The organism is Bradyrhizobium sp. USDA 4501 (assembly GCF_054062115.1).
The window spans coordinates 3,745,289-3,758,013 of the sequence record NZ_JBSSEX010000001.1; the positions used below are offsets into that span (position 1 = coordinate 3,745,289).

Annotated in this window: 8 protein-coding genes and 2 pseudogenes; 7 read left to right on the top strand and 3 right to left on the bottom strand. The window is 64.5% G+C overall.

All coding sequences use genetic code 11. From position 1 onward, the window contains the following. Positions 1–84 precede the first annotated feature (84 nt). From ACVWZM_RS17190 to ACVWZM_RS17200, 3 genes and pseudogenes are all read right to left on the bottom strand, one after another. Positions 85–841: pseudogene (locus ACVWZM_RS17190) on the bottom strand (polysaccharide biosynthesis/export family protein). A gap of 173 nt (positions 842–1,014) precedes the next feature. Continuing rightward, positions 1,015–1,671 (bottom strand): peptide-methionine (S)-S-oxide reductase MsrA, encoded by a 657-nt coding sequence (gene msrA / locus ACVWZM_RS17195; protein ID WP_057015336.1) that lies wholly within the window; start codon positions 1,669–1,671, stop codon positions 1,015–1,017. 130 nt (positions 1,672–1,801) lie between these two features. Beyond that, positions 1,802–2,119: a hypothetical protein gene (locus ACVWZM_RS17200; protein ID WP_016842666.1), complete on the bottom strand. Its 318-nt coding sequence runs from the start codon at positions 2,117–2,119 to the stop codon at positions 1,802–1,804. Positions 2,120–2,493: 374 nt separating this feature from the next. On the opposite strand from ACVWZM_RS17200, the gene rpsT reads away from it, so the two are divergent. From rpsT to murA, 7 genes and pseudogenes are all read left to right on the top strand, one after another. Continuing rightward, positions 2,494–2,760, top strand: coding sequence for a 30S ribosomal protein S20 (gene rpsT / locus ACVWZM_RS17205; protein ID WP_057015335.1), 267 nt, complete (start codon positions 2,494–2,496; stop codon positions 2,758–2,760). A gap of 1,232 nt (positions 2,761–3,992) precedes the next feature. Then, positions 3,993–5,425 (top strand): annotated as a pseudogene (dnaA, locus tag ACVWZM_RS17210) (chromosomal replication initiator protein DnaA). Between the two features lie 264 nt (positions 5,426–5,689). Next, positions 5,690–6,808: a DNA polymerase III subunit beta gene (gene dnaN / locus ACVWZM_RS17215; RefSeq protein WP_074126563.1), complete on the top strand. Its 1,119-nt coding sequence runs from the start codon at positions 5,690–5,692 to the stop codon at positions 6,806–6,808. Positions 6,809–6,860: 52 nt separating this feature from the next. Continuing rightward, entirely contained in the window at positions 6,861–7,148 is a 288-nt protein-coding gene (locus tag ACVWZM_RS17220; RefSeq protein WP_057015332.1) for a GIY-YIG nuclease family protein, read from the top strand. Between the two features lie 46 nt (positions 7,149–7,194). Beyond that, positions 7,195–8,331: a DNA replication/repair protein RecF gene (recF, locus tag ACVWZM_RS17225; RefSeq protein ID WP_092080951.1), complete on the top strand. Its 1,137-nt coding sequence runs from the start codon at positions 7,195–7,197 to the stop codon at positions 8,329–8,331. Between the two features lie 485 nt (positions 8,332–8,816). Then, complete coding sequence (gyrB, locus tag ACVWZM_RS17230) at positions 8,817–11,252, top strand: DNA topoisomerase (ATP-hydrolyzing) subunit B (protein ID WP_057015330.1); 2,436 nt, start codon at positions 8,817–8,819, stop codon at positions 11,250–11,252. A gap of 164 nt (positions 11,253–11,416) precedes the next feature. After that, a complete protein-coding gene (gene murA / locus ACVWZM_RS17235) occupies positions 11,417–12,709 on the top strand; it encodes a UDP-N-acetylglucosamine 1-carboxyvinyltransferase (RefSeq protein WP_456853986.1) in 1,293 nt (430 codons plus the stop codon). The last annotated feature ends 16 nt before the right edge of the window (positions 12,710–12,725 follow it).

Here is a 12,725-nt window from a genome sequence, read left to right on the forward strand (position 1 = left end):
GCGCAATTGCGCATCGGGGAATCTCGAGGTTCCGGGTCTGGTGCTAACGCACCATCCCGGAATGAAGAAGGACACTATCCTTCTTCAGAACCAGCGCTCGCCGACGAATACCGTATCGCCCGGGCTCATCGGCGTGCCCAGCGGCACCACAAAGCGCCCGGAGCCGGACGCATCGGTGTGGGGTCAGCGTCACGCTGTCGCGGCGGGCACGCGGCGAGAAGCCGCCGGCAATCGCGACCGCGCTCTCGACCGTCATGTTCGGCACGTAGGGATATTGGCCGGGGGCCTGGACTTCGCCGAGGATGAAGAACGGACGATAGGACTCGATCTCGACCGCCACCGAAGGCTCGCGGATATAGCCGTTGCGCAGCCGTGCCGAGATTTCGCCGGCAAGCCCGGCCGGCGTGCGGCCGCGCGCCGGCACCGAGCCGATCAGCGGCATGGTGATCGCGCCCGCGGCGTCGATCGCATAGGAATTGGTCAGGCCTTCCTGGCCGTAGACCACCACGCGAAGCTTGTCGCCGGGGCCAAGGTGATAGCCGTTGTCGTAACCGGCGGGGGGTCCACCCGGGGAGGCGGCGGCATAGACGACCGGGGCGGCGGCCGGTGCGGCATAGCCATAACCAGGGGACGTGCTGGCGAAGGCGGAACGCAATGCGCTGATCGCACCGCCGCCGCCTGCATCGGCAACCGGAGCGGGTGCGTAGGCCGGGCCGTAGGTGACGGCATCGACGCCTTGCGGGCCGACGGCGACGGGACCGGACGTGCTCATGCAACCAGACAGCGCGAGCGCAGCCACAACGGCAGTGATCGGCAATCGTAACGCGCGTGCAACCGGCACCGGACCTATCCCTCAACGGCGAGACAGGCCCAGTCTTGCACCACTTATGGTTAACAAAGGGTTTTCGAGGATCGAGCGGGAGGCCGGAACAGCCGGCCTCCCATTGGCTTGGAGCCGCGCCCGGGAAGAGCGCAAACCGGCTTTCCAGAGCGAGCTCTTTCTCAACAAGACGATCAGGCGGTGACGCCGACGCCGATCGGGCAGGACACGCCGGTGCCGCCGAGCCCGCAATAGCCCGCCGGATTCTTGGCGAGGTATTGCTGGTGATAGTCCTCGGCGAAGTAGAATTCACCGGCTGGCGCGACCTCGGTGGTGATGGCGCCGAGGCCCTTGGCGGCAAGCGCCTTCTGATACATCGCCTGCGACTCATCGGCGGCTTTGCGCTGCGCGTCGCTGAACGTGTAGATCGCGGAGCGATATTGCGTGCCGATGTCGTTGCCCTGGCGCATGCCCTGCGTCGGGTTGTGGTTCTCCCAGAACGTCTTCAGCAGCCTCTCGTAGGAGATCTTCTTCGGGTCGAACACGACCAGCACCACTTCGGTGTGGCCGGTGCGCCCCGAGCATACTTCCTCATAGGTCGGGTTCGGCGTGTGGCCGCCGGCATAGCCGACCGCGGTGGTGTAGATCCCCTCGCCGAGTTCCCAGAACTTGCGCTCCGCGCCCCAGAAGCAGCCGAGCCCGAACACCGCCTGCTCGAGGCCTTGCGGATAAGGCGGCTGCAACTTGCTGCCATTGACGAAATGGGTGATCGCGGTCGGGATCGGCGTCGCGCGGCCCGGCAACGCCTCGGCGGCGCTTGGCAACGCAGTGGTCTTGCGCATGAACAACATGGACACCTCCAGGCGGGACATCGGCCGACGCGGCAACGGCCTGCGGGCCGGCTGTCACCTATATATGTCCTTACGCGGATGATGGCAGCCCCGTTACGGGGCGGTGCAGCCAAGGAGGGCTGCCGACAAGTCAGTCGCGCGCGTAGCCGATCAGGGGCTTACGCGGCCGGAACAGGATCATCAGCAGGATGCCGGCAATGCCGAGCACCGCGAATACCGGCTGCTCCAGAAGCAGGCGGATCACGTCATTCCAGAGCCAGGGCGCGAAGCGATCCACCCAGGCATGGAATGCCTGCTGGCTCGACTGGTGGATGTCGTTCCAGAACTGGCCGAATTGGGTGAACCGCAGGCTCTGGTCGGCGACGTAGCGGGCCCCGTCATAGACCATGAAGATGAAGCTGCCGGCCAGCAGCAGAAGGCCGATCAGACGGAAAAAGCCGCGGATCATGCGTCACCCTAACTCCCAGTCGCGCCCCACGCGTCGTCAGGCCTTACCGGGCGCCCCCCGGAAAATTCAACCTCTTCAGCGGCTTATCCGGCCCCCGCAGGGACGATTTCGGGCCCTTTTGGGGTCCCGAAAGCGTTGACGCTTAAGCCCGCGCCATCTATAAGACCGACCGATGGCGGCGGGCGCAATCCTGCCGCCGCTGTTCTTTGGACAGTGTCGCATGCGGAGGCAGCATTTTGCGCTCTTCGCATGGCCGCCTCAAGGACACCCAAGAAAACCACCTTGGACAAATACATCAGAGTTGAGATTTGAACCGGCCGGTGCGCGCAAGCCCGACCACCGAGCGATCACCGCCGAAGGACAGTTAGAGAACCATGGCCAACACCACCTCCGCCAAGAAGGCGACCCGCAAGATTGCCCGCCGCACCATCGTCAACAAGTCGCGCCGCACGCAGATGCGTGGCGCGGTGCGCACCGTCGAGGAAGCGATCAAGAGCGGCGACCGCGAGGCGGCACTGAAGGCGATGAGCCGCGCTGAGCCCGAGCTGATGAAGGCAGCACAGCGCAACATCATTCACAAGAACCTCGCGAGCCGTAAGGTGTCGCGCCTCACGCAGAGCATCGCCAAGCTCGCGAAGTAACGGCTTGCCACCAGAGCTGACTGGAAAACACATTTGTCACGAAGCCCGGCTCGCGCCGGGCTTTTTGTTTTTGTCTCGACTTTTGTCGTGGAAGTTTCATAGCGCGAGAACACTTCGCGTTGCCGCGCAACGAACTGCGTGTCATGTTTCGTTTCGTCGCGTCCGTAGTTCTACCGGCTCGACATGCTTAACGCGCCACACTCGCCCACAGATTGTTCTTCGCTAAGCTAGATAGATGGAATAGCGCGCGAGCATTTCGCGGACGAAACTTGCGAAGCGGGGTTACCCTGCAAAAGTAATCGAGAAAAATGACGTCTCGCGAATTACTTATGCACATAGCGTTGGACAGCGATTGGAAAAATGACCGGCGCGAGACCAAATGTAAATTTTCTATGAAAAATTTTTGGTATTGCACCGTCGTTTGTGACACGCGTGAATCTGTGCGCTGATTCAAAAACTTGCTTTCGCAACTCAGCATCGGCAACGCCGCAACAGTCGCGAAGAGTCTCGATCCCCGTCGAATCCACGGATTGTCAGAAAATCAGCTTGGTGTATTTATTTCTTGTTCGCGACGCCCACGGCTCTCCAGATCAGCGCGGTTTGAGACCCAGGGGCGGACGCACAAATCGGCGGCGGTGTGTGCGTTAGCGACGCTTTCCAAGCGAAGCTAGATTGACAACTCATAGCGATATGAGGACAGACGACCTGTGTCAAAAATTCTCCGGCGATGTCCTCGGCAATTTGGGGGATCGAACAAGAGAGACCAGGACGTCAGTCGGAATCTGGCAGCGGGAACGCGGAGCGAGTGAACGGGTTGACGACGACACGGCGGCGGCGAAGCGCCGGGCATTTCGGTGTTCGGTAGCAGCAGTTCGAATTTGAAGACACGAGCAAGCTGACAACTTGCCGCGATACGTCGCGGCGGGAGGGGGAGGTCATATGGCTTACGGTATCATCACTGCAGTCGAACCAACGACAGCCGAAGCGCAAATTTCCAGTGGTGCCGTAATCAACCCCTCGGACGTCAGCTCCCACCCGAAGCGTCCGTCGAGTACGCGCTGACCTCGCGGGGCGCATCTTCTCCAAACAGCTGATCTGTCGGGTGGCGCATGGACGCCACACGGGAGAGCTTTGTCCGGAGCAGACCGCGCCCGCTAGAGGTCGCGCCGCGGCAGGAAACCTGCACGGCGCTTTCGCAACGATCATCTCTCAGACTTGGAAGTACGAAGGCAATGACGAACACGGAACAGGATCGCTGGTCGCGGGTGAAGGGACGTTTGCGGACGAGCGTTGGCGAGGACGTCTACACGAGCTGGTTCGCTCGGATGGATCTGGAGAGCGTGCACGACGAGAGCGTGCACCTGTCGGTTCCGACCCGGTTCCTCAAGAGCTGGATCCAGGCGCACTATGCCGAACGCGTGCTCTCCTGCTGGCAGGCCGAGATGCCCGAAGTGCATCGCATCGACCTCACCGTGCGCTCGGCAATCCGCGCGACGGCTCCGGTGAAGGAAACGGTTGCGCCCGTCGAAGTGCGCCGCATCGAGCGCACTGACGGCCGGCTCGTGCCTGAACTGCGCTCGGTTGCGACCGCGCCGGTGTCCGCGAGCCACGACGCGCTCGGCGGCTCGCCGCTCGATCCGCGCCTGACCTTCGCCAGCTTCGTCGTCGGCAGGTCCAACACGCTGGCTCATGCGGCGGCCCGCCAGGTCGCGGAAGGTCGCCGCGGCGATCCCGTGATGTTCAACCCGCTCTACATTCATGCCGGCGTCGGCCTCGGCAAGACGCATCTGCTGCAGGCGGTGACCTGGGCCGGCAATTCCGGCGGCGAGCGCAAGGTGCTGTATCTCACCGCCGAGAAGTTCATGTACGGCTTCGTCGCGGCGCTGAAGACGCAGACGGCGCTGGCCTTCAAGGAGGCGCTGCGCGCGGCATCGACGTGCTGGTCATCGACGATCTGCAGTTCCTGCAGGGCAAGTCGACGCAGGCCGAGTTCTGCCACACGCTGAACGCGCTGATCGATGCCGGCCGCCAGGTTGTGATCGCAGCCGACCGTCCGCCGTCGGATCTGGAAAGCCTCGACGACCGCGTGCGCTCGCGGCTCGCCGGTGGCCTCGTGGTCGAGATGGGCTCGCTCGGCGAGGAACTGCGGCTCGGCATCCTGAAGTCGCGCGTCGCCGCCGCCCGCGCCCACCATGCGAGCTTCGATGTACCGGAGGAAGTGCTCGACTATCTGGCGCGCACCATCACCCATAACGGCCGCGACCTTGAAGGCGCGATCAATCGCCTGCTGGCGCACTCCAAGCTCAACAACCAGCCGGTGACGCTGGAGATGGCCGAGCGCGAGGTGCGCGACCTGATCCGCCCACAGGAGCCGAAGCGGATCAAGATCGAGGACATCCAGCGCGTGGTCGCCCGGCAGTACAATGTCAGCCGCTCCGACTTGCTGTCGTCCCGCCGTACCGCCAATGTGGTACGCCCGCGCCAGGTCGCGATGTATCTGGCGAAGACGCTGACCTTGCGCTCGCTGCCGGAGATCGGCCGGCGCTTCGGCGGCCGCGACCACACCACGGTGTTGCACGCCGTGCGCAAGATTGAGGCACTGGTCGCCAAGGACACGGCGCTGTCGGAGGAAGTCGAATCGCTGAAGCGCCAGCTGCAGGAATAGGGCCGCTTCATCCGGCCGGATCGTTCCATAGCCCTCCCCTCGCCAAAGGGGAGGGCTAAACTTTTTTCCGACCCAAAACGTGGGGAACGGGGCTCGTTTCGCGCCCGTATCGCTTGCACCGGCCGCCCATCCGCGCCACCTTGCGGTCCCCCCGTGGGTTTGATCAAATCCGGTATTGATCCGGCTTTTCGGGTTTCCAATGCCGCGGTGCTGCCCTGAACGGCCGCCCGGCTTTTCCATCTGAGGGATCTGGCGGGTATTGCAATGAAGGTCACCGTCGAGCGCGCGCAACTCCTGAAATCGCTGGGTCACGTTCACCGCGTGGTCGAGCGCCGCAACACCATCCCGATCCTCGGCAACGTGTTGATCCGCGCCGAGGGCGCCAAATTGTCGCTGAAGGCGACCGACCTCGACCTCGAGGTGACGGAGACCTTGGCCGCCGAGACCGGAACCGCCGGCTCGACCACGGTGCCCGCGCACATGTTCTACGACATCGTCCGCAAGCTGCCCGACGGCTCGCAGATCGTGCTGGAAGCCGACGGCGACCGCTCGGTGCTGGCCGTGCGTGCCGGCCGCTCGCGCTTCACGCTGCAGACGCTGCCCGAGAGCGACTTCCCGGGCCTTGCCGCCGGCGACATGACGCATTCGTTCTCACTGCCGGCGTCCGACATCAAGCGCCTGATCGACCGCACCCAGTTCGCGATCTCGACCGAAGAGACCCGCTACTACCTCAACGGCATCTATCTGCACGCGGCCGGCAGCGCCAAGGCGGCGACCCTGCGCGGCGTTGCGACCGACGGTCACCGGCTGGCGCAGATCGACCTCGCGCTGCCCAAGGGCGCAACCGGCATGCCCGGCGTGATCGTCCCGCGCAAGACGGTCGGCGAGGTGCAGCGGCTGATCGAGGGCGACGACGCCGAGATCTCGATCGAGCTGTCGGACGGCAAGATCCGCTTTACGCTCGGCAACGTGGTGCTGACCTCGAAGCTGATCGACGGCACCTTCCCGGACTATGGCCGCGTCATCCCGCAGAACAACGATAAGGAACTCGTCGTCGACAAGAAGGATTTCGAGGCCGCCGTCGACCGCGTCTCGACGATTTCCAGCGAACGCGGCCGCGCGGTGAAGCTCGCGCTGTCCGCGGGCAAGCTGGTGCTCTCGGTCACCAACCCGGATTCCGGCAGCGCCACCGAGGAGCTCGAGGTCGAGTACGCCTCCGACGCGCTCGATATCGGCTTCAACTCGCGCTATCTGCTCGACATCGCCGCCCAGATCGAGGGCGAGGTCGCAGTGCTGAAGCTCGCCGATCCCGGCTCGCCGACCCTTGTGCAGGACCGCGACAGCAAGGGCGCGCTCTACGTGCTGATGCCGATGCGGGTGTGATTCCTCCTTCTCGTCATGGCCGGGCTTGACCCGGCCATCCATCGAGCAAGAGATGACCTATTGGGTGTACATCCTCGCCAGCAAGCCCGGTGGAACCCTTTACGTCGGTGTAACCAATAATCTGGTCCAGCGCGTCTACGAGCATCGCGAAGGTCTGGCCGAGGGCTTTACCAAGAAGTACGGCATCAAGACGCTCGTCTATTTTGAGGCACACGAGACGATTGCCGCCGCCCTTCAGCGCGAGAAGAATATCAAGCACTGGTCGCGTGAGTGGAAGATCGATCTGATCGTTGCCGGCAATCCCGACTGGAGAGACTTATATGATGAAATTGTCCGCTGACGCGGACGATGGATTGCCGGGTCAAGCCCGGCAATGACAAGGTAACATGACCCCGTCCCGCATTCACCGCCTGTCGCTGACGCATTTCCGCAATTACCGGACGGCGACGCTGCAGGTCGCCGGCGACATGGTGGTGCTGGTCGGGCCGAACGGCGCCGGCAAGACCAATTGTATGGAAGCGGTCTCGTTTCTGTCGCCGGGCCGCGGCCTGCGCCGCGCGACGCTGGAGGACATCGCCGACAACCAGGGCGACGGCTCCTGGGCGGTCTCGGCCGAAGTCGAGGGCGCGCTCGGCCTTGCGACGCTCGGCACCGGTATCGATCCGCCGACCGGTGACGCCGGCAACACAAGGCGCTGCCGCATCGACCGCGAACCGGTGGGGTCCGCAACCGCGTTCGGCGATCATCTGCGCATCGTGTGGCTGACGCCGGCGATGGACGGCCTGTTCATGGGCGCCGCCTCGGAACGGCGGCGCTTCTTCGACCGCCTGGTGCTGGCGATCGATTCCGAGCATTCCAGCCGCGTCTCGGCACTGGAGCGCTCGCTGCGCTCGCGCAACCGGCTGCTCGAGGTGCGCAACTATGACGACCATTGGTGTGATGCGATCGAGCGCGAGACCGCCGAGCTTGCGGTCGCGGTCGCCGCATCACGCGGCCAGACCGCCGCCAAGCTCGCCGTGATGCTGCGCGAGCGCGGCGCGGCCTCGGCCTTCCCCTCCGCCGAGATCATGCTCGACGGCTGGATGGAGAATGCGCTGCTGCAGGAGCCTGCAACGGCGGTGGAGGACCGCTACCGCGAGATCCTGCGCGCCAGCCGGCCGCGCGATGCCGCCGCCGGGCGCACGCTCGACGGCCCGCATCTGACCGATCTGCAGGTGGTCTACGCGCCGAAGAACATGCCGGCGCGTGACGCCTCGACCGGCGAGCAGAAGGCGCTCTTGATCGGGCTGGTGCTGGCGCACGCCACGATGGTCGCGGAGATGACCGGCATCGTGCCGCTGCTGCTGCTCGACGAGGTCGTCGCCCATCTCGATCCGAACCGCCGCAAGGCGCTGTTCGACGAGCTCGCCAAGCTCGGCGCGCAGGTCTGGATGACCGGCGCCGATCCCGCGGCGTTCGTCGATATCGGCCCGCGAGGAGAGATTTTCGACGTCGAATCCGGCCGCGCCACGCGGCGCGGCTGATTGGCTAGTCTAGGGCAATCTGAAGCGATGGCGCCGTCGCAGAGCGCATTGCCAAAATATCGAAAACAACCCCATGCAAAGTGGCCAGCGGCGGCAGGCGTTCGACCAAGCAGCTTGACACGTCGGGCAACTCAGGAACAATATTCTAATATTCCGAAATTACGCGAGCATCCCTCGCCCCGGTTCGCCCTGCCCAGCGGGGAGAAGCGAACCTCCGAAGTCGCTCCAATTCAGCTTGGTCTCATCATGTTTCTGGCGGCGCAGAATCGGCCTCGATAGGGGCTCCGAATCCGCCACCGAATCGGGCTTTTCAAAGCCCTCGGAATCCGCCTTTGAAAGCCTTGAAACAGGCCTAAAAAATCCTATTTATTCAATAGTTTGTAGATGGAGACTTTGCGCTAGGCGCAACCCCTCTTTCATGGCACAAATAGCGGAATCAGCGCCTCATATTGCGCGGCTGATTCGGATATCCTCGAAGGCCTCACATGACTGAACCTGCCCGGCAGACCCCTGCCGAATCTGAGCATCCCGTTCCGGCCGAATATGGCGCGGAATCGATCCGGGTGCTGAAGGGCCTCGACGCCGTCCGCAAGCGCCCCGGCATGTATATCGGCGATACCGACGACGGTTCCGGCCTGCACCACATGGTCTACGAGGTCGTCGACAACGCCATCGACGAGGCGCTGGCGGGCCATGCCAGCCGCGTCCTGGTCACCCTCAACGCCGACAATTCCGTCACCGTGTACGACGACGGACGCGGCATACCGGTCGGCATCCACAAGGAAGAGGGCGTCTCGGCAGCCGAGGTCATCATGACCCAACTGCACGCCGGCGGAAAATTCGACCAGAACTCCTACAAGGTTTCCGGCGGCCTGCACGGCGTCGGCGTCTCCGTCGTCAACGCGCTCTCCAGCAAGCTCGCGCTGCGGATCTGGCGCGACGACAAGGAGCACTACATCGAATTCGCGCACGGCGATGCCGTGGCGCCGCTCAAAGTGGTCGGCGATGCCCCAGGCAAGCGCGGCACCGAGGTCACCTTCCTCGCCTCGGTCGAGACCTTCAAGAACATCGAATATGATTTCGCGACGCTAGAGCACCGGCTGCGCGAGCTCGCCTTCCTCAATTCCGGCGTCAACATCGTGCTCTCCGACATGCGTCACGCGGTCGAGAAGCGCGAGGAGATGCACTATTCCGGCGGCGTCGAGGAATTCGTCAAATATCTCGACCGCAACAAGAAGGCGATCGTGCCGGCACCGATCATGGTGCGTTCGGAAGCCAACGGCATCGGCGTCGAGGCGGCGCTGTGGTGGAACGACAGCTACCACGAGAACGTGCTGTGCTTCACCAACAACATTCCGCAGCGCGACGGCGGCACCCATCTGGCCGGCTTCCGCGGCGCGCTGACGCGCCAGGTCAACGGCTATGCCGAGGCCAATGCGAAGAAGGAAAAGATCGCGCTGACCGGCGACGATTGCCGCGAAGGCCTCACCGCGGTGCTGTCGGTGAAGGTGCCCGATCCGAAATTCTCGTCGCAGACCAAGGACAAGCTGGTGTCCTCGGAGGTTCGACCGGTGGTCGAGAACGTCCTGAACGAGGCGCTGGCCGCCTGGTTCGAGGAGAATCCGAAGGAAGCCAAGGAGATCGTCGGCAAGGTGATCCAGGCCGCCGCGGCCCGCGAGGCTGCGCGCAAGGCCCGCGAGCTGACCCGCAAGAATCCGCTCAGCGTCTCCTCGCTGCCCGGCAAGCTCGCCGACTGCCAGGAGAAGGACCCGGCCAAATCCGAACTGTTCATCGTCGAGGGCGACTCGGCAGGCGGCAGCGCCAAGCAGGGCCGTAACCGCGAATTCCAGGCGGTGCTGCCGCTGCGCGGCAAGATCCTCAATGTCGAGCGCGTCCGTCCCGACAAGATGCTGTCGTCCGAGCAGATCGGCACGCTGATCACCGCGCTCGGCACCGGCATCAGCGACGATTTCTCGGTCGACAAGCTGCGCTATCACAAGATCATCGTGATGACCGACGCCGACGTCGACGGCGCCCATATCCGCACGCTGCTGCTGACCTTCTTCTATCGTCAGATGCGCTCGATCATCGATGGCGGTTATCTCTATATCGCCCAGCCGCCGCTCTATAAGGTCTCGCGCGGCAAGTCCGAGCAATACCTGAAGGACGAGCGCGCCCTCGAGGACTACCTGATCTCGACCGGGCTCGACGAATGCGTCTTCAAGCCGGCCTCCGGCGACGACCGCTCGGGCCGTGATCTGCTGTCGCTGGTCGAGGACGCCCGGGTCATCCGCTCGGTGCTGCGCAACCTGCATAGCCGCTATAATCGCGCCGTCATCGAGCAGGCCGCGATCGCGGGCGTGCTCAATCCCAGGATCACGAGCGATATCGCCACCGCCAATTCGGCGGCCGAATACATCGCCAAGCGGCTGGACGCCGTGGCCGAAGAGGTCGAGCGAGGCTGGATCGGCACCTTCACGGAAGGCCAGGGGTTCCAGTTCGAGCGCACCGTGCGCGGGGTCAGGGAATTCGCCGTGATCGACGACGCGTTTCTCGGCTCGGCCGACGCCCGCAAGCTCGATGAATACGCGACCGAACTGCAAGAGATCTACGTGCGCGCGGGCAAGCTGCGGCGCAAGGATGCCGAGCAGATCATCCACGGCCCGATCGACCTGTTCGAGGCCGTGACCGACGCCGCCCGCAAGGGCATCTCGCTGCAGCGCTACAAAGGTCTCGGCGAGATGAACCCGGAGCAGCTCTGGGAGACCACGCTGGACACCGAGGCGCGCTCGCTGCTGCAGGTGAAGATCAAGGAGGTCGACGAGGCCGACGATATCTTCACCAAGCTGATGGGCGACGTGGTCGAGCCGCGCCGTGAGTTCATCCAGGACAATTCGCTCAGCGCAACCATCGACATCTAGGTTCCGCGCACGGCCAAGCGGGTGTGCGCTTTTCGGCGCCGTCGCGGCGCTACCTTTCGTGTGGAAGCTGCGCCGCCAGTTGTGTTACGGTGCCGCACGGCCGTTGATTCCGTTGCGGAATTTCCAATGGCCCAGTCTGAATGATGCGTTAGGGGACATTCCGCGTGCCGCCGATCCAATACATCGTCGAAGGCGGCCGCCGCCTTTCGGGCACCATCGAGCCGTCGGGCAACAAGAACTCCGCGCTGCCGATCATCGCCGCGGCACTGCTCACCGAGCACCCGGTCACGCTGACCAACGTGCCGCGCATCCGCGACACCGAAACGCTGGTCGAATTGTGCCGCTCGGTCGGCGCCACCGCCGAATGGACCGAGCGCAACACGCTGCAGATTCATGCCAGGGAGATCCGCGCCGCCGATCTCGATCCGGCGCTATGCGCGCGCATCCGCGCCTCGATCCTGCTCGCAGGCCCGCTGCTCGCCCGCTGCGGCGAGGTCGCGCTGCCGCCGCCCGGCGGCGACGTGATCGGCCGCCGCCGGCTCGACACGCACTTCCTGGCCTTCGAGCAGCTCGGCGCCACCGTCACCGCGACGCACCGGCTCGAATTCCGCGCCACGCGGCTGAAGGGCGCCGACGTGTTCCTCGACGAGCCCAGCGTCACCGCGACGGAGAACGCGCTGGTCGCCGCGGTCGCCGCCCGCGGCACCACCTATCTGCGCAACGCGGCCTCCGAGCCGCATGTGCAGGACCTCGCCAATTTCCTGATCGCGCTCGGCGCCAGGATCGAAGGTGTCGGCACCAACACCATCATCGTGCACGGGCCGGCAACGCTCGGCAGCACGACTTTCGCGATCCAGCCCGACCATATCGAGGTCGGATCGCTGATCGGGCTCGCCGCGGTGACCCGCTCGCCGCTGCGCATCGCGCGCGCCGGCGTCGAGCATCTGCGCTCGATCCGGATGGGCTTTGAGCGGCTCGGCATCGTCTGCGGCATCGAGGGCGACGACCTCGTCGTACCGTCCGGCCAGACCATGAAGATCCAGGACGATTTCGGCGGCCATGTGCCGAAGCTCGAGGACCAGCCCTGGCCGGCCTTCCCGGCCGACCTGATGTCGATCGCGATCGTCACCGCGACGCAGTGCGACGGTGTCATCCTGATGCACGAGAAGATGTTCGAATCCCGGATGTTCTTCGTCGACAACCTGATCGCGATGGGTGGCCGCATCGTGCTGTGCGACCCGCACCGCGCGATCGTCGCCGGCCCCAGCCGGCTGCGCGGCGCGCCGATGAACTCGCCCGACATCCGGGCCGGTATGGCGATGCTGCTGGCCGCGGTGTGTGCCGAGGGCACCTCCACAATCAACAACGCCGACCAGATCGAGCGCGGCTATGAGCGGATCGATGAGCGGCTCAACGCCCTCGGCGCCAAGATCAGGCGGATTCCCGCGCGATCGTGATTCCCTGCGGCAGCTT